This is a genomic window from Parvularcula sp. LCG005 (genome assembly GCF_032930845.1).
Taxonomy (GTDB): domain Bacteria; phylum Pseudomonadota; class Alphaproteobacteria; order Caulobacterales; family Parvularculaceae; genus Parvularcula.
Map to the genome: position 1 here is coordinate 775,839 of NZ_CP136758.1, position 18,071 is coordinate 793,909.

Genomic DNA, 18,071 nt, shown 5'->3' on the forward strand with positions numbered 1-18,071 from the left:
CAAAGGCTAGGCGAAACCTGGTGGAAAGACCGTTAACGCCGGTCGGACCGGCGGCTCGGGCACGCCGGAGCCGTTCAGCCGACCTCATGTGCAGGGACGGATTTGTCCGCATCTAATTCAGTATACATTGGGAAGTGCAACGTCATGGTCGTTCCCATGCCTACCCGGCTTTGAACGGTGACATCCCCCTGGTGGGCCAACATAATTTCCTTACAGATCGCGAGCCCAAGACCCGTGCCGGAAATATTCTTGTCCGAATTATTCTCAAGCTGCATGAACCGCCCGAAAATGCGGTCGAGGTTGTTGGCCGGTATCCCCTGGCCATTGTCCTTGACGTCAATCAGGACCTGTCCGGGACGGGAATAGGCGGTCAGTTCAACCTGTCCGTCCACATCCGATGAAAACTTCACGGCGTTGGAAATGAGGTTGATGAGCACCTGAAAAACGCGGTCATGATCGCCGAAAATGACGAGATCCTCAGTTGGCGGGACGAGTTTGATTGTCGCCTCATGTTTCTGCGCAAAGGCCTGGTTCTGCTCGACGGCCTCCACCAGCAGGGGGGCAATGTCGAGTTTGCTGGTGCGCATCCCTTTGTGATCGGACGAGATTTTCTCGAGGTCCAGAATGTCGTTGATCAGGCGCAAAAGACGTTCGCTGCTCGTCTGGGTGATCCGTAGCAGATTGTCGACGGAGGCATCGACAACACCAATCTTGCCTGACCGGACAAGCTGGAGTGAGCCGAGGATCGAGGTCATCGGTGTGCGCAGTTCGTGGGACACGGTCGAAATGAATTGAGCCCGATTTTCTTCTTCCGTCTTGCGTTCATTGATATCCATCAGGGAGCCGATCATCCGGACCGCCGTTCCATTGGCGTCCCAGACCGCCTGACCCGTCCCGAGGAACCATCGATAACTGCCGTCTGCCATGCGTAGGCGATATTCCTGGTGGTATGGAGTCCGACCGACAAGATGCTGTTCCAACGCCTTCAGCGTCGCCTGAACGTCATCGGGATGGATCAGGTCAAAGAATGCTGAGCGGGTAGAGGCAATGACATCCCGGTCATAGCCCAAAAGCTGGTACAGACGATCGGACCAGATCTGCTCTTCTTCGCTGACATTGATCCAGTCCCAGATGCCGACACTGGACCCGGCCAGAGCGAGCGCAAACCGTTCTTCTTTCTCCGCAATGTCTTCGACATTTTTCTGCATGCCGATTTCATAACCAATCCAGCGGGCAATCAGATCGATCAGGGTCAGATCTTCCTGCGTAAACGGACGGTTGCGGACTTCGGGGCTCGAAAAATTGATCGTGCCATACTGCGCGCCGCGCACGAACAGGGGCGCACCAATATACGCTTCAAGGCCGAAGGACCGGTAACAGGGGTGCTCGCGAATTTCGCTTTCGCCAACATGGTGGAAGGCCAAAGGTCCTGTCGCCTGACAGACGTGGAAGCAGTAGGTGTTCGCGAAATCGAAGCGTTGGCCCGGCTGCAGGGAATCATCGGGTGTGATGGCGTGCAGGACGGAATAGGTGTCACCGCGTATCTTGCTGATGATGCCGACATGCAGACCATAATGCTCGTTCACGAGCGAGAGAATCCGCCGGCATTTCTCATTGAACTCAAGGCTGTTGTCGACCAGCACCGACCAGACGCGGTCTTTTGTATCTTGGGCGGCATGCTCGGCCGTGACGTTGCGGAATGATCCGGCGATCAGATGTTCATCAGGGAAGTCCGCATGCAGCAGGTCGATCATTGAGCCCTGAATTTCAAGTTTGATCCAGCTATCGTCCTCATGGCGTAGCCGGATCGTGACGCCGAAGGGACCGTCGGCCTCTTTGAGCTGCTGCTGGTAGGACAGCGCATCCTTCAGGTCTTCCCGGTGCACCCGGCGGATGAATTCATCACGGGTCAGAACGTAATCATGGGGCAGGCCGAGAATATCGTTGATCAAAGGAGACCAACTGGTCTGCCCGCTATCAAGATCTGTTTCCCACAGGCCGACCGATGAACCCTCCAGCGCTGTCTGAATGCGGAAAGTAGAATGCGTCGCTGCAGCCTTTTTTTGCTCCAGATCACGCATGTTTCGCAACAGCATGTCGAGGATCGGCTTGAAGATGAAGATCACCTCTGCCAGCAGAATGAGCAGGGTGCCGATTGTCTGCCACTGGTGGATCCGACCAATGCGCTGGATCCGTGCATCGGCGCGGCGCTCGAACATCATGACAATATCATCGAGTGTTTTCAGAAGCGGCCCATAGGCGAGGCTTCGCATCGCGTTGATATCGTCATCCGTCGACTGGCCCGCGGCGGCGCTTTTTGCAGCACTGATAAAATCGGCCCAAAGGGGGCCGGCGCCCCGTTCCGCGTCGTCAAACGCGCTCCGGAATGCCTCCCGGTCGATCGCCGACATTTTTTGTTCATCAACGTGACGGCGAAGAAGCGCATCGCTGCTTTCGATCCGGTCCAAGGTGGTTTCAAAGAGCGCCACCACTTCGGGGGGCGCTTCCGGTGCGGCATGCAGCTGCTCGGCCAGGGCCAGGGTGCGCTGGCTCAACAAGCGTTGGCGTCCGCTGATGTTGACCATCTCCGTTGCGTCGAGGTCCTGACGCAGTTCGTGATGGACGACCAGTTCAGAGGCGATCGTGATGAAAATGATCAGGAAAATGGCGAGGGCGTAGCTGCGTTCAAAGCGCGACTTCATCATCCCCGCCAAGGCGTTCGGCTTTGCTTCCTTATTGCCCATCACACCCATTGTGAGCCACTTTCGCTACTACCAATCGCTTCCCCGGCAAATTCTGAGGCGATAAGGTTATTATTCTGTTGGCATGGCAGGCGATGGCGCTAACGAGCAGTGGCCTCGACCAACCGGTGCAGTGGTTCGGGGGCCATCAACCGAACCGCCCAGCCGGTGATCACGATCAGGAGGACCACCATGGAAATGCTTGCGCCCTTTATCGCTTATGCAGCGGCGCTGGCGATCGCGGCCGCCATTCCCGGGCCAGGTGTCGCCGCCCTGGTCGGTCAGTCGCTTGGCAGCGGTTTTCGGCATGGCCTCTTCTTCATCGCCGGCATTGCCATGGGGGATCTGGTCTATCTCACCATTGCGGTGGCCGGACTGGCAGCGCTTGCCAAGACGATGGCGGGGGCGATTCTGGTCGTGAAGGTTCTGGGCGGCGTGTATCTGATCTATCTGGCGACGAAGTTCTGGACCGACCGGGCCGGGCTGAGCCGCATGGATGCGAGCGCACCGCCTCAGTCGGCGCTCGGGTCCTGCCTTGGCGGCTTCATGGTCACGCTGGGCAACCCCAAAGCCATCATCTTCTATCTGGCCCTGATGCCGACCGTCCTCGACCTGCAGGCCATCTCGGTTTCTGACTGGCTGACCCTGGCGGCCCTGACCATTGCGGTGCTGTTCGTCACCCTGACCCCCTATGCGTTTATCGCAGGGCGAGCGGGCCGACTGGTGTGGCGAAGCGGGACCTTGCGGCGACTGAACCGGTTTGCCGCGCTGATCATCGGCGGGGCAGGCGCCACGATACTGGGGCAGGTCGCCATTTCCCTGTTCCGGCGCGCCTAGGACGCGGACAGCAACCTCGATCAGGCATCGAACGGGATACATTGCGTCGGACAGGCGCACGGTCTGGCGGCGCTCCGTTCCGCGCAGTGCTTGCGCCGGGAGGTCAAATTGACGAAACGGAACTCCCGTCAGTGACGAATGACCTGCCGTTTCCTGCAAGAGAATGCCGCCCGCTTTGACCCAGTCCCATGTCGCCCCTCCTTCATCGTCGACGCTAAGCCATCGCTTTTCCGTGGCGCCGATGATTGACTGGACCGACCGGTATTGCCGCTTCTTTCATCGGCAGCTGACGGGCCGCGCCCTGTTGTATACGGAGATGATCGTCGCAGACGCTGTCTTGAACGGCGATGCCCGCCATCTTCTTGATTTCGACGCTGCAGAGCATCCGGTCGCGCTGCAGTTGGGCGGCAGTGATCCGGACAAGCTTGCCGAGGCAAGCCGGATTGCAGAGGGGTTTGGCTACGACGAAATCAATCTGAATGTCGGTTGTCCGTCTGACCGGGTTCAGTCGGGCCGGTTTGGCGCCTGCCTGATGCAGGAACCGGACCTTGTCGCGCGGTGCGTGTCGGCGATGCAGGCGGCCACGTCTTTGCCGGTCACGGTCAAATGCCGCATCGGCGTCGACCATCAGATACCAAAGGACGTGCTGCCCGCCTTCATCGATCAGGTGGCGGCGACAGGGGTGACGACGTTCATCGTGCATGCGCGGATGGCGTGGCTGGACGGGTTGAGCCCCAAGGAGAACCGGACCATCCCGCCGCTGGACTACGATCTGGTGGCGCAGGTTCGGGCGGACCGGCCGCATCTCACAATTATTCTCAATGGGGGCATTGCCGATCTCGATGAGGCCGTTGCTCAGCTTGACCGGTTCGATGGCGTCATGCTCGGGCGTGCCGCCTATGAGCGCCCCTTTATTCTTTCATCCGTAGACGGCCTTCTGTTCGAAGAGGGGACCGCGCCCCGTTCGCGGTTGGACGCTGTTCGCGCCGTGGCCGAGCATGCTGACCGCAACGACACACCGATCTGGCGCTATGTCCGGCACATGCTGGGGCTCTATCACGGCCAGAAGGGGGCACGCGCCTGGCGACGCCGGATCAGCGAAGAGGGTCGGTCGGATCATGCAACGCCAGCCTGGCTGATCGAGCAGGCCGAAGACATGGAAGCGGTCATGGCCGAGGCGGCATCTTGATCCTGACGGACATTCTGATGCTTCTGGCGACCGGGCTGTTGGCAGGCTTTGCCGGCGGTCTCTTCGGCATTGGCGGCGGCGTGATTATCGTCCCGGCGCTGTATGCCGTTTTCTCCGCCCACGGTGTCGATGACGATGTCCGAATCAAGCTGGCCATCGGAACGTCGCTGGCCACAATCATTGTCACGTCCATCCGGTCGGTGCAGGCGCATACCAAGGCCGGCAATGTGGACTGGCTGTTGCTGAAAAGTTGGGCACTGTGGATCGCCATCGGCGCTGTGGGCGGGTCGGTTATCGCCCGCATTGCGGCGCCCACTGCGTTGACCCTCTTTTTCGGTCTCGGCCTGATGGTGCTGGGCGGACAGCGTCTGCTCGCACGCCGAAAGGACATTGATCCGTCAGCGTCTCTTCCAGCTCGCGCATGGCAGCGTATCATGGCGACCCTCACGGGCGTGGCGTCAAGCCTGTTGGGCATTGGCGGTGGTGTGATCGGCGTGCTGATCTTGACCCGGGCCGGGCGCACCGTACACCGCGCTGTCGGCACGGCGGCCGGGTTCGGTCTGGCCATCGCGGCGCCGGGGGCGTTGGGATACATGATCATGGGCCTCGGCGCCGATGTGCCGCCCTGGTCGCTCGGCTTTGTGTCTCTGCCAGCCTTCGCCGCGGTGGCGACCGGGACGGCGCTGGCCGCACCATGGGGCGCGCGAACAGCAACGCGGCTTAGCGCGGTGACGCTCTCCCTCATTTTCGGCAGCTATGTGGTGATCACTGGCGCGCTCATGATCCGCAGTGCCCTGACGGGTGGCTGAAACCTACAGCGTACGATAGTCGGACCCATCGTCCTCATCATCTGGCGGGCCCGGAAATTCAGGATTCCAATCGGGCTGCTTGGGTGGGCCGAACGGTGTCTGCCCGTCGCTGTCGGTCTTGCGCGGCAGGGTGGGAGTGCCGGCGACATCAAAACTCTGGGCCGTCGCGCGGGGCAGGCACGGGCTCACGCCCGCAAAGGGATCAACCACCGTACCCGGACCATAATACGGTGTGCCATCGGATTTCAGGCAGGGATCGAACGCGGCGGAGCGCGTTTTCTCGGTGAAGAACCTGCCGTCATCGGGTTTGTCGATCAGCCGCTTATTGGCGATGAAATAGCCCGGCTTGCGCTGGCCCTCGGGCGGGATGGCCATGTTCATGCCGGTGGTGGTCGTCAACGCGCCGTCCATCGTCGGGGCGGCGGTGCCGCTGCTGGCACTGTTACCGTCGCTCTGCGAAGTGGCAGGCTCCAGCGCGGCAGGGTCGGCGATCACCGGCATGCCGCGCAGGCCCCGCCGAGGCGTCTCTGAGACTTCAGCGGGTGGAGAGTCCTGAGAGGCGCCGCGTGTATAGGAATAGGTGGTGAACAATGTCACGCCGCCCACTACCGCAATGCCTGCAACTTTCGCGACCGTGTTAAACATTCAATCCATCTTCTGCGCCATCAGAGCCCGCAGCAACGGGGGCGCAATCCTCTCTTTCCCGTGACCATGAGGCTATGCCAGAGATACGCCAGAGTCACGGCAATTCCTTGTAAACGCTGGAAAACCGAGGTCTGGACCATCAATATGTCGATCGCAAGGCGAAGCCGCGATGGACGATCTGCCAAGTGCGTGCACCATCCTGTGACCGACCGCATGGTAAACGCCCGGATGTTCCATAACGAGGCAGTGTGGGATTGATGCGACTGTTCAAGCCCTGAACAGCATGTTAATGGTTAGTCATGACTCCGGCGTGCCGGTGTCTGGCATATGATCTTGTCGATATTTTGTATCTGGAGGGGCGGAGCGATATGAAGACGGGGGATACCGGCCTCAATCTCATCAAAGCCTATGAGGGGCTGCGCCTGTCCGCTCAGAGCGAGCAGCGTCCCAGTGCCGATGGGACCACCGGCGATCCCGTCTGGAGCATTGGTTACGGGCACAAGAATACGGCCCGGCAGGGGATGACCGTGACCGAGCGGGAGGCTTCCCGCCTTCTTGCTGAAGACATCGCGCCCATCGAGACGATTATCCGCAATACGGTTCGCGCACCGCTGAACCAGAACGAACATGATGCGCTCGTATCGCTGATCTTCAATATCGGTGAGAAGAACTGGAAGCGTTCGACCGTTCTGGCCAAACTGAATGATGGCGACAAGCTCGCTGCTGCGGAAGCATTTGAACGGTGGAGCCGCGCCCGGGTCGATGGCCGCCTCGTCAAGCTAGATGGTCTGGTCCGTCGCCGCGCGGCCGAGAAATCGCTGTTTCTCATGCCGACTGATGCGGAGCTTGTCGTGCCGACATCCGAAGTGGTGCCGGCCGATGAATGCGACGGGGCGATCCGCTCTGAAAGCAACATGGCCAATGCGCCGCTCTTCGATCTCAAGGAGTATCGCCGCAGTCAGGGTCGCAATCTCACCGATGTCGAGAAGGAAGGCCGCCTGACGGCCCTCTATCATGCCTCCCAGGCGCTCAGCGGCGATCCCAGCAAGATGATCGTCTCCAAGGCTGAGGAGCGCGAAGATATCGGCGTGACCATCGGGGCCGCCATGGCCGGAGTCATGGCGTTTGCGATGACCATTCTCGGGGCCATTCTGGTCCTTCAGACCCGTTGGCCGGACCTGTTGTCTGTCATCGGTCTGGGCCCGCGCCAACTGGCCCGTCTTGAAGCGGATCTGCCCCTGTGGCTGCTCGGCTCAGGCGCTGCGGCCTGTTATTTCATCCTGTACGTTCTGGCCAAGCGCGCGACGCGCCACGGTCTGAAACGTCGTCGCGCGATGGAAATCGCGAGGGTTCGCTACACCGATTGACCGTCCATCTCATGAAGTTGAGCGTCGGCGTTCAGAACGCCGACGATCTGCGTCGCCGTCACCGTTCGATGATGGCGAGCCAGCCTTCCATGGCCGGGCCGTGGCACATTACGCGGATGTTTCCGCGCCGCGCCGAGGAGGTGCTGGATGGTGGCAGCCTTTATTGGGTCATCAGCGGTGTTTTTGCAGTTCGACAGAAAATCATCGGGCTCGAGCCGGTGACCACTGCGGATGGCATCAGTCGATGTCAAATTCTCTTGGCGCCTGAATGGGTTACCGTTGATCCGCTGCCGCGCCGAGCGTTTCAGGGGTGGCGATATCTGACCCCGGAAGACGCACCAGCCGATATGGGGACGGACAAAGCGGATAGTCAGCAGCTTTACCGCGCGCTATCTGAATTGGGACTGCTTTAATCCTGAACGAGGGGACCGGACATGGAACTGCGCGCTTGGATGATGGGGGCTGGAGCCGCCACGGCTGTGGGCGCAGTGGGCGCCGTGTCTTTGACGGATACGTCCGAGCCTCCCATGCAATCACTGGCGCCGATGAAGGTCGAGATGGCCAGCCCGCCCCCGGTTGCAGCGGCCCCCGCCATTCGGGATTTTGATACGGAGTTCTGTCTGCCCGATCTTGGGCCGGGCGCCAGCGGCTGCATGTCCCGCGCACAGCTGCTGAAAATGGACGATCATCCGGTAGATCGCGTCACACCGAGTGGTGAGCCAAGACGCAGAAAACTCACCATGGTTCATCCATCTGATTTTGCCGTCCCGGAACGGGAGGTCCTGACCTGCACCGATTTCGGTGAGCTGAAATCTGAAGGCTGGGGCGGCATGACCACCGCCGACCAGGCCGATGAGAGTTATTTCGTCCGCTATTGCGGCCTGCGGTCCATCGCGCGGCTCGCATCGCCGGCACGCACTTCGAAGTTTGACCCAGCCGGCCTGTCCAAGCGGGAGCTCGACACCATCCCCGCCAAGGACTGGCCGACACTGGCGGAAGAGGGCGGCACGCCTGACGAGCCGGTCCTGCGCCAGTCGCCCGATGAACCCCGCGCCTGGCTAGCCGACAGCTCGACCCTGACGATGCGTATTCACGACGTGGCGCTTGCCGATTTCGATGAGGATGGTGAGGCGGAACGGCTGATCTTTCTCGCCGGCAGGGCCCGGGGCGGCACATCCGGGTTCGCCAGCTACGCGCTGCTCGAACATATGGGCGGCGACATGATCCGTATCCGCCGCGTTCAGCTCGACTAAAATAAAAACCCGGCGCAGAGGCCGGGTTTTTTTATACTCAGGTCGACCCTGGCTCAGCGCAGATTGGCTGTCGCCGGACGTTTGACCAATGGCCGCTCATCCACCGTTTCGTTTCGTGCAGTCAGCTGGCTACGCGCCTTCTTGGCTTCGGCCAGTTCCATGGTTTCAGGCTCGTCCACGATCTCCGATGGCACATCCGCATCGTCCGTTGCCATTGATGCCTGGCCGGGAGGCGGCAGGGGGGCTGACCGCGGCGTGCTCGTCTTTTTGATCGGTGCGCTGGCTGTCATCGGATCGTCCGAGTGCCGACAATTGCCGTCAAAGCGGGCGCCGCTTTCAATCTGCAGCGAGGTATGGGTGATGTCACCATGTACGAGCGCCGTGGCGGCGAGCTCGACTTCGACGGCGCGAATTTCGCCCTCGACGGCGCCGCAGACCCGGACTTTTTCGGCGACAACCGCACCATTCACACGGGCGCCTTCGCCAATGACGAGGCCTTTTGCGTGCAGGTCGCCATCGATTACGCCATCGAACTGAACTTCACCATCGGCTTCCATCTTGCCCGTGATGACCACGTCGGCAGAGATGATGGACGGCACGCCGGGGCGTCCGGCAGGGCGTTGACGAGGGGCCTGTTTGGCCGTCGCGCTACGTTTCAGCGTCTCGGCGTCCTGCGCTTCCGTCACTTCGCGCGGTGTTGCCGCTTCTTTGGATTTAGCTTTCGAAAACATAACGACCTGCCTCTATGAACTTGAGGGGGTCCACCTGACGTCCCTTGAACAGGACTTCGTAGTGTACGTGGTTCCCCGTACTGCGGCCTGTGCTGCCCAGCAGACCGATAACGTCGAGCATGTTGACCTCTTGGCCGGCTCGAACGTTGATCTTGTTAAGGTGACCATAACGCGTCTTCAGACCATTGCCATGGTCAATTTCAACGGTCCGGCCAAAGCCACCGCGTACCCCTGCAAATGAAACCCGGCCCTTGCCAGTGGCGAGGACGGGGGAGTTGCGGGGTGCGGCGAAATCGAGCCCCTTGTGAGGCGCACGCTTTGTCTTCTGGACAGGGTCCCAGCGCCAGCCGAAGGTGGAACTCATCCGGTGACGGACGGCAATGGGGTTGGAGAGGGGGAGATTTTCGATGGCTGTATTCAGCGTCCGCATCTCCGTCATGATCTCGTCAATCCGGGCGGCGCTTTTGAAATAGGTCGTGGAAGAGGCAACGCTGGTCACCGGGATGAGGGGACCACCCTGGCCGGTATAGTCTTCTGCGGACGGATCAGGTGTGACGGCCGCCAGGCGATAGCCATCGACAATGGTCGCGACGTCGATGCCGGTGTGCTGAAGAATTTCTGCCATCTCGCGGATCGACTTGCGCATGTCCTCTTCGAGGCTGGCCATCAGGACAACCTGCCGCGCGGACAGGTCCGCCGTCTCGCTGCGCATGTCGGCAAGGACTTCGTCATCAATACCTTCGGCCACGCGCTGCTCAAGAATGCCGCGCAGGGCGTCATCGCGCAGGGCTGAAATGCGGGACTGACGGGGCGTTGGTTCGCGGCCCACCGGGTCGATCATCAGGCGGTTGGTGCTGTCGGACTGCTTGCCGCCTGGGGCGCCTGTGGCCGAAAGGGTTTCGGACAGCGCTTCGATCCGGCGATCGATGGCCGACTTGTTTTCGACCAGACTGCGCAGGGCGTCGTGCTGCCCCTTCAGACCGGTGATCGTGGCGTCGAATTCGCGCGCGTATATATAGTTGAGGGCGTTGACCTGATCATAGGCCGTTTCCGCGGTCTGTAGGCGACGGCGATAGGCCGCTTCCTGGTCGCGGCGCTCCTGGTCCTTGGAAACAATAATCTGTTCCTTGAAGACCACGTTGACGGAAGAATAGGCCACCCAGAGAAGGCTGGCGCCCATGACAACGGCCATGACAAGCTGGGTCCGGGACGACAGCTTGACGAAACGGACTACGCCGTCGGCTCGGTGGTAGATCTGGCGTTCGCGGAACAGGCGTCCAAAGACGCGTCCCATGCGACCATCTCCTTGAGCCATCCGCTTTCCCTATCCTTGCCGGCGCGTTGGCGGTGCGCCCTGCTTGAAACAACGATGGATGCCCTTCCCACCGTCCTTTTCTGTTACAATAACACACCCATTAGCTATTCTGTGCAAGGGTTCAGTGTCGAAGGTAACCTAATTTTATTAAACCCGATTGAACCAAATGGGTCGGCTTTGCGTTATGCGCCGACACCTTCTGTAAACCTCGGGGCACCCCTTGGAATCAGTCGGCTGCAAGGCCCTCATACCAGTCTCTGGGCACGCCACTCTTGGTGCGTGCCGGCTCATTGAACGGTCGTTTCAGGCCGCCGGGGAAGTAGGCCTCCACCATAGCATGAAACGTTTCATCCGGCGCGATTTTTTTGAGGGCGCAGAGGTGCCTGAACCAATGGGAGCCGGTGGCCACGTGCCCGATCTCCTCATCGAAAATGACCAGCAGGAGGTCCGCGCTGATCTCGTCCCTGTTCCGTCGCAGCTTGTCGATCATCAGGGGCGTCACATCGAGACCACGGGCTTCCAGCACCATGGGCGCAATGACGAGGCGGCCCATCAGATCGTCATGCGTGCGCGCCGCCGCCTGCCACAGACCGTTGTGAGCGGGCAGGTCACCGTAACTGGCCCCCAGTTCGTGCAGGCGGTCGGCAATCATGACAAAATGACGCGCCTCGTCATCCGCCACCTGCAGCCAGTCGAGGATGAACGCGCGCTGGTCGGCTTCGGCCAGGGTGGGGCCAAATCGCCCGGCCATGTCCACTGCAAGGTCAATGGCGTTCAACTCGATGTGACAGACGGCGTGGAGGAGGGCGACCCGGCCCTGTACTGAACCCAGGCCCCGTTTCGGCATCTCCGTCGGGGACCTGAGAGGGGGACGGTCACGCACTGCCGGATCGGGCCATGGGGCCGCGTCGCCGGGCGGGTCAAAGCATTCCCATCCCCGCCTTGCCTCTGCCACCGTGGACCGCGTCAGCGCCGCTTTCTCTCGCGGATCGACCGTTTGAAGAATCGTGGCCAGGGCAGGGCGAAGCGCTATCATGCTGTCAGATCAACCCAGTGCCGTGGCGGCTTCAAGAACCACCTCAGCATGGCCGGGCACCTTCACCTTGTGCCAGATTTCACGAACGATGCCTTTTTCGTCGATCAGAAAAGTGGCCCGTTCGATGCCCATATAGGTCTTGCCGTACATGCTTTTTTCGACCCACACGCCATAGGCTTCGACCGTTTCGCCTTCCTCGTCGGAGGCCAGGGGCACAGTCAGCTCATGCTTTTCCCTGAACTTGGCGTGCTTCTGCACTGTGTCTTTGGATACACCCAGAACCGCAATGCCGGCCTCCTCGAACGCGGGCAGCAATTCGGAAAACGCGATCGCTTCCTTGGTGCACCCCGACGTGTCGTCCTTCGGGTAGAAGTACAAAACGAGCTTGCGGCCCTTGAAGCTGTCCAGCGTCACGGTTTCGCCGGTGTCGGTGGGCATCTTGAATTTTGGTGCTTTTTTTCCAGTCTCGACCATGGTCAGCTTCATCCTTCAGGTTAAGGGTAAGTGCAGTGGCGATAGCGCCGTTTCTTGCAGTGGACCAGTTGGCGTTGCCGAAAACCATTCGATCATGACCAAACCTTTTCTTGCAGCAAAGGGCGATTTGCCGTTACGAAATAACACCGTGCGCCATCGCGCGGGGGCCTTTCCAGCACAGTCGGGGCAGTGACTGAATGACCGGACGACCCATGAGCAAGACCAGAGCATTCCGCGTTGCCTGTGGGCACTGCGGACGCTGGACCTTGCGCGGGGCGGCATTCGGCGCGGCGATTCTTTCCACTCTGGTCATCTTCCTGTTTTCCATGCTCGGTGTGGACGGCGTCTCGCTTGGCATGGCTCGCCCGTCGGTCGAGCGGCTGCTGGCCGAGCGGCTGAATGCGGACGACGTGCAGGTCGGGACCATCCGTCTGCTGCGGGACCGGCGCGGCGATGCGCCATTCCGGCTGACAATCAACGACATTCACGTGGATCGGCGGGATGGCAGCGGGATCGACATTCCCGGTCTTGCGATCCAGCTCGATGGCGGTGACTTTTTCCGGGGCCGGACCATGCCGCGCTTCATTGAAGTGCGCGGCGCTGATATTTCTGTCGAACGCCGGTCTGGTTCAGTAGCCGTGGCAGGCCAGGACGATGACGGGCAGAGTTTTGATATCGCGGATATCATCAGTACCGCGCGCCAGAACGGCTTTGAAGGCGCGCTGCTGACCGACCTCGACCTTGCCTACACCAATACCGAAACGGGGGCGTCGTTCCACGCGAAGGCCGGTGAGGCGCGGCTGATTGCGGGGCCTGAGGGGTACGCTTTTGGCATGGTCGTGTCTTATTCCGGTTCTGAGAGGCAGGCGCTGATTCTCGATATTCAGGCCAATGACAAAACCGGTGAAATCTCGGCGACACTGGCGGCAGATGGCGCCCCGGCGGGTTCAATCCTGCCGCTTTTTATCGGCGAGGGGACCGATATTTCGCTGGACGCCGACATTTCCGGCACAATGACCGCAACAGGTACGCTGACCGACGGCTTCACGATGATGGGCGTTTCCCTTCATACAGCCCAGGGCAAGCTGAAGGTCCTGCGGCAAGAGGTGCCGGTCGGGCACATGACCCTGGACAGCACATTTGATCCGGTCCGCCAGCGGCTGGAGGTCTCGTCGCTTTCCTATGACATTGCGGAGAATGCGGGCGAGCTGGCCGGGGTTCTTGATCTGGCCTTTGTGGATGGCGTGTTCCGTCGCCTCGAATTCGATCTGGCGGCCACTGACCTTGTGCTCGATCCGGGTCAGTTTCTGCCCCAGGCCTTGCCGATCGTGTCGGCCTCAACCCGCGGCGCCCTTGATCTTGGAACGAACGAACTTCGATTTGACCAGATTGATGCGGCCTATTTCGGTGCCCGCATTGCCGGCAAGATGAGTTATCTCCTGCCGGAGACGGCCGGGCAGGCACCGGGCCTGAAGGCGGATCTTGCCATCGAAGGGGTGGTTTCGCCGAGTGAGGTGCTGCGTGGCTGGCCGACCGGTGCGGCCCGGGATGCCCGAGGATGGATCGATGAAAATCTTCCGGCCGCTGATCTGTTCAATGTGGTCTATCACATGGATATTCCCCGCGGCGTCATTGAACCCACGGGCGGCTTGCCGGATGAATATCTCGACCTGACATTCGATGCGCGCAACGCCACCGTCATCTATGTTCCCGGCATGACGCCGATCAAGCGCCTGAAGGCCAAGGGGCATCTGCGCGGCAACAGTTTCGCCCTCGATGTCTCCAGCGGGCGGGTAAAGGACATCAATGTCGTTGGCGGCAAGGTGCGGATGGACCGCTTTGTGCCCAAGGGCGATGAAGCGTCGTTCAGTGTGCGGCTCGCGGGCCCCTTGCGGTCCATGCTGGCACTGCTCGACGAACCGCCGCTCGGCTATATGACGGCCGCCGAACTGGACCCCGCCCTGTTTGAAGGGGATGCAGCGTTCAACCTGACCGTCACTCGGCCAATGCTGTCCGAAGTGCCCGAGGAAGATTATGGCTTCAGCGGGACAGGGTCGTTCAGTAATGTCAGTATTGAGAGTATCGGTCCCGGGATTCCTGTCAGCAATGGACAGGGCACCGTTACGCTGACGGATCAGGCGCTGGTCATCAAAGGGTCAGGTGAGAGTGAAGGCACGCCCGCGACATTCGAGGTGTCCCGACAACTGGGCGGCGCCCAGTCTCTTCGCCTTGTCGTCGATGCGGCGCTTGATGCCACAGCGGCGGATGCCATCGGCCTGCCGCTCCGCCGCTTTGTGCGCGGCACGGCACCCTCGCATCTCGTGGCCACCGGGGGCGCGGACGGCTTTGACCGACTGGAAGTGCGCTCGGACCTTTCGGCCACCACGATTGCGACGGATGACGACAATATCGTCAAGGCGCGAGGGGAGCCGGGCGATGCCTTCTTTGCCATGACCTTTGGGGAGGAGGGTGATCCGCTTAATCTGGAGACCATCCGCCTGTCGATGGCCCGCGCGAATGTCGAGGGCAATGCCCGCCTGACCGAGGATGGCGGGCTGATCAGTCTTGAACTCCCGCGCCTGTTTATCGAGGGGGCCGCGGACCTTTCGCTTCGCCTGGGCCGCGAGGCAGGCCTGCTGTCAATCTCCGTAGACGGCGAATATGCTGATCTGTCGCCTCTCGTGGACGCCATGATGAACAGGGACGGCGACAGCGCACCTCTGCCGGGCGCAATCGCCTTCGATGGCAACTTGGCACAGGTCGATCTCAATGGCGGCGTGCGCGTGCGGGATGTCAGCTTTACCGGCCGTCACGATGGACTGGGGATGCGGAGCGGCAAGGCCGTGGGCACCTTTGCCACCGGCGGGACGCTGTCCATTGACGTGTCAGCCAACCCGTACGGTATTGGCAAGGATATCCGTGTGGTGACGGATCAGTTTGGCAAATTGCTCAATGGTCTGTTCGGGATCAGCACCCTCTCAGGCGGCGATGCGATGCTGACCGCCACAGCCATCGACAATGGCCCACTCGCTGGCACCATTCGCGCAACGGACATCCGGATGCAGGATGCGCCCACCATTGCGCGGCTTCTGTCCGTGGGCTCATTTGATGGTCTGGCCAATGTCCTGAACGGCGAGGGCCTGGAGTTCGACGAGCTGCAGGGCGACGTCCAGATTGAGGCAGGGGTGCTGCGCCTGGTCGACGCCCGAATGACGGGGTCAGCCCTTGGTTTGTCAGCCAACGGCGAAGTGGACATGGCCCGGGGCCAGTTCGGGCTGCGCGGCGCCGTGGCACCGGCCTATGCCGTGAACAGTCTGTTTGGAAACGTGCCCGGCCTCGGGGAGCTCTTCGTCTCGCGCGAAGGGGAAGGCGTGTTTGCCATGGCCTACCGGATTGATGGTCCGGTTGCGACGCCGACCATTACGGTGAATTCCCTGTCCGCCCTGACGCCTGGTATTTTCCGCCGCGTGTTCGAGCCCGCTGAGGAAGATGCGCCGTCAACGGATGAATTGCTCAGTGCCGCTGAGGAGTCCGCGGGCCTTAACGAAGCCATCGATTTCGTATCAACGCCCGAATTGCTGCGGGAATATGAAGAGCGGCGGAAGAACCGAGTTGTCCCCTAAATAATTCGCGTTGACCGCCGGGGGGGCGAAGCGCCAAAAAGAATGTCCGGTGCCGTGGGCAGGCACCTCGTGTGGAGACCCCATGATTACTCTTTTCCAGCAGCTGGGCCGCTTTCTGAACAACATGGATTCAAAAGCCATGACCTCAGCGCTGGTCACCCTGGCGCTGTTCGCCTTTGTGACGGTCATGCTGGTCTATGGCACGGACTGGCTGGGCATCAACCAGCATGCCGTCAACGATATCATGTACTCGGTCGAACAGAGCCCCTTTGCCCTGATCGGCCTGATCGCGGTTTTCTCGGCGCTGGCCCTGACGGGCTTTCCGCAGACCCTGCTGATCGCGGGCACGGTGGCCGTCTTTGGCGCCCAGCAGGGGGCGATCTACAGCTGGATCGCCACCATGTGCTCGGCGACGCTGACCTTTATTCTCGGCCACGCCTTTGGCGGACGTTTTGTGCGCAAGCTGAGCGCGGGACGGGCGGCAACGATGATCAAGGTGATGCAGGAGCACGGGCTTCTCGCCAGCATGATTGTCCGCTGGACGCCCTCTGCACCGTTCATCGTGATCAATTCGATCTGCGGCGCGGCGCACATTCCTTTTTGGAAATTCGGCACGGGAACGGGTATCGGCATCTTGCCGAAGATCCTGTTCATCTCCATCTTTACACATCAGGTTGATGATATTGTCGGCTTCTTCCAGAGCCGGAACCTCAAAGACCTTATCGTGATCGGCAGTCTGATTGCCGGCTGGATCATCTTCCTTCTCGTCGTGCGATGGCTGTATAGACGGCTGCGCAACAGTACGTTGCAGGGGCTTGATTCTGATGCATGACAAATTGCCGACGGCTCTTTACCTTAAATAAGGGTGTCAAGCCCTATTATATCAGATGGGTGTCTGGGGTTGTTGTAGGGGGCCGGCGAATTTGCGTCGATGAACCCCATAGAAAGTGTGTCGCGAAATGCTGTCATCTTTGTTCGGAATGCTATCTGCCGATATGGCCATTGACCTGGGGACGGCGAACACGCTGGTCTACGTCAAGGGGCGCGGCATTGTCCTGAACGAGCCTTCCGTCGTCGCCATCGAAACCCGAAACGGTAAGAAAATCGTCCGGGCGGTAGGGAACGAAGCGAAGGAAATGCTTGGCCGGACGCCCGGCGCCATTCAGGCCATCCGGCCGATGCGCGACGGTGTCATTGCCGATTTCGAAGTCGCTGAAGCCATGATCAGTCACTTTATCCGCAAGGTTCACAATCGCCGTGCGTTTGCCAGCCCCCGCATCGTCATCTGCGTCCCTTCAGGCGCGACCGCGGTTGAGCGTCGCGCCATCATGGAATCTGCCCTGTCGGCAGGCGCGCGCCGCGTCGATCTGATCGAAGAGCCCATGGCCGCAGCTTACGGCGCCAATCTGCCCGTGTCCGAGCCAACCGGCTCCATGGTCGTGGATATTGGCGGCGGAACGACGGAAGTGGCGGTACTGTCCCTCGACGGCATCGTCTATTCCCGCTCCGTGCGCGTGGGCGGTGATACGATGGACGATGCGATCGTCAGTTTCATTCGCCGCGAATTCAACCTTCTGATCGGTGAAAGCTCCGCGGAACGCATCAAGAAGGAAGTCGGCTCGGCCATGATCCTGAAGGATGCGCCAGAGGTCACAATTACGATCAAGGGCCGCGACCTGATGCACGGTGTGCCGAAGGAAGTCCGCATTACCGCAGCGCAGGTCAGCGAAGCGCTCAAAGAGCCAGTTTCGGCAATCATCGAAGCGGTCAAGGTCGCCCTTGAAGCGACACCGCCTGAGCTGGCAGCCGACATTGTCGATACTGGCATCATGCTGACAGGCGGCGGTGCGCTTCTAAAAAATCTCGATCAGGTGCTGCGTGACGAGACCGGGTTGCCGGTGTCGATCGCCGAAGATCCGCTCTCCTGCGTCGCCCTCGGGACGGGTGCCGTGCTCGAGCATTCGAAAATGCGCAGCGCCCTGTCGTCGACTGGCTGAACGCTTCGGCGCGTTAATGTTCGCGCCCTTGCCACGGCTGGGAGAACCCGACTA

General features: G+C 60.7%; 15 protein-coding genes. 9 read left to right on the plus strand and 6 right to left on the minus strand.

All coding sequences use genetic code 11. The features are described from left to right. Nucleotides 1-74: 74 nt before the first annotated feature. Complete coding sequence (locus tag RUI03_RS03645) at nt 75-2,753, minus strand: PAS domain-containing protein (RefSeq protein WP_317288929.1); 2,679 nt, start codon at nt 2,751-2,753, stop codon at nt 75-77. Nucleotides 2,754-2,933: 180 nt separating this feature from the next. Here RUI03_RS03645 and RUI03_RS03650 point away from each other — a divergent pair, with 180 nt between their 5' ends. The 3 genes from RUI03_RS03650 (at nt 2,934) to RUI03_RS03660 (ending at nt 5,576) form a co-directional block, all read left to right on the plus strand. Further along, on the plus strand, nt 2,934-3,578 hold the full coding sequence (locus tag RUI03_RS03650) for a LysE family translocator (RefSeq protein WP_317288930.1): 645 nt from the start codon (nt 2,934-2,936) through the stop codon (nt 3,576-3,578). 163 nt (nt 3,579-3,741) lie between these two features. Beyond that, nucleotides 3,742-4,767: a tRNA dihydrouridine(20/20a) synthase DusA gene (dusA, locus tag RUI03_RS03655; protein WP_317288931.1), complete on the plus strand. Its 1,026-nt coding sequence runs from the start codon at nt 3,742-3,744 to the stop codon at nt 4,765-4,767. Further along, entirely contained in the window at nt 4,764-5,576 is an 813-nt protein-coding gene (locus RUI03_RS03660; protein ID WP_317288932.1) for a sulfite exporter TauE/SafE family protein, read from the plus strand. Before dusA ends, RUI03_RS03660 begins: the two co-directional genes overlap by 4 nt. Before the next feature lie 3 nt (nt 5,577-5,579). Here RUI03_RS03660 and RUI03_RS03665 read toward each other — a convergent pair whose 3' ends face one another. After that, the gene (locus tag RUI03_RS03665) at nt 5,580-6,221 is read right to left on the minus strand and encodes a hypothetical protein (RefSeq protein WP_317288933.1); all 642 of its coding nucleotides are present in this window, start codon (nt 6,219-6,221) and stop codon (nt 5,580-5,582) included. Nucleotides 6,222-6,589: 368 nt separating this feature from the next. Here RUI03_RS03665 and RUI03_RS03670 point away from each other — a divergent pair, with 368 nt between their 5' ends. From RUI03_RS03670 to RUI03_RS03680, 3 genes are read left to right on the plus strand one after another with little or no spacing between them, the layout of a single operon-like run. Further along, on the plus strand, nt 6,590-7,588 hold the full coding sequence (locus RUI03_RS03670; RefSeq protein ID WP_317288934.1) for a lysozyme: 999 nt from the start codon (nt 6,590-6,592) through the stop codon (nt 7,586-7,588). Then, on the plus strand, nt 7,585-8,001 hold the full coding sequence (locus RUI03_RS03675) for a DUF1489 domain-containing protein (protein WP_317288935.1): 417 nt from the start codon (nt 7,585-7,587) through the stop codon (nt 7,999-8,001). The genes RUI03_RS03670 and RUI03_RS03675 overlap by 4 nt, the downstream gene beginning before the upstream one ends. A gap of 21 nt (nt 8,002-8,022) precedes the next feature. Continuing rightward, entirely contained in the window at nt 8,023-8,841 is an 819-nt protein-coding gene (locus tag RUI03_RS03680; protein WP_317288936.1) for a hypothetical protein, read from the plus strand. 53 nt (nt 8,842-8,894) lie between these two features. Here the strand turns inward: RUI03_RS03680 and RUI03_RS03685 are convergent, their stop codons facing one another. From RUI03_RS03685 to bcp, 4 genes are all read right to left on the minus strand, one after another. After that, nucleotides 8,895-9,572 (minus strand): polymer-forming cytoskeletal protein, encoded by a 678-nt coding sequence (locus tag RUI03_RS03685; RefSeq protein WP_317288937.1) that lies wholly within the window; start codon nt 9,570-9,572, stop codon nt 8,895-8,897. Continuing rightward, nucleotides 9,556-10,866, minus strand: a complete 1,311-nt coding sequence (locus RUI03_RS03690) for a peptidoglycan DD-metalloendopeptidase family protein (protein WP_317288938.1) — start codon at nt 10,864-10,866, stop codon at nt 9,556-9,558. Before RUI03_RS03690 ends, RUI03_RS03685 begins: the two co-directional genes overlap by 17 nt. Before the next feature lie 247 nt (nt 10,867-11,113). After that, entirely contained in the window at nt 11,114-11,923 is an 810-nt protein-coding gene (locus tag RUI03_RS03695; protein ID WP_317288939.1) for a ferritin-like domain-containing protein, read from the minus strand. A gap of 9 nt (nt 11,924-11,932) precedes the next feature. Further along, the gene (bcp, locus tag RUI03_RS03700; protein WP_317288940.1) at nt 11,933-12,397 is read right to left on the minus strand and encodes a thioredoxin-dependent thiol peroxidase; all 465 of its coding nucleotides are present in this window, start codon (nt 12,395-12,397) and stop codon (nt 11,933-11,935) included. A gap of 197 nt (nt 12,398-12,594) precedes the next feature. On the opposite strand from bcp, the gene RUI03_RS03705 reads away from it, so the two are divergent. The 3 genes from RUI03_RS03705 (at nt 12,595) to RUI03_RS03715 (ending at nt 18,017) form a co-directional block, all read left to right on the plus strand. Beyond that, a complete protein-coding gene (locus RUI03_RS03705) occupies nt 12,595-16,020 on the plus strand; it encodes an AsmA-like C-terminal region-containing protein (RefSeq protein ID WP_317288941.1) in 3,426 nt (1,141 codons plus the stop codon). An 82-nt stretch (nt 16,021-16,102) separates the two neighbouring features. After that, entirely contained in the window at nt 16,103-16,852 is a 750-nt protein-coding gene (locus RUI03_RS03710) for a VTT domain-containing protein (RefSeq protein ID WP_317288942.1), read from the plus strand. Nucleotides 16,853-16,979: 127 nt separating this feature from the next. Next, nucleotides 16,980-18,017 carry a rod shape-determining protein gene (locus tag RUI03_RS03715; protein WP_317288943.1) on the plus strand — a complete coding sequence of 346 codons (1,038 nt, stop codon included), beginning with the start codon at nt 16,980-16,982 and terminating at the stop codon, nt 18,015-18,017. Nucleotides 18,018-18,071 lie beyond the last annotated feature (54 nt).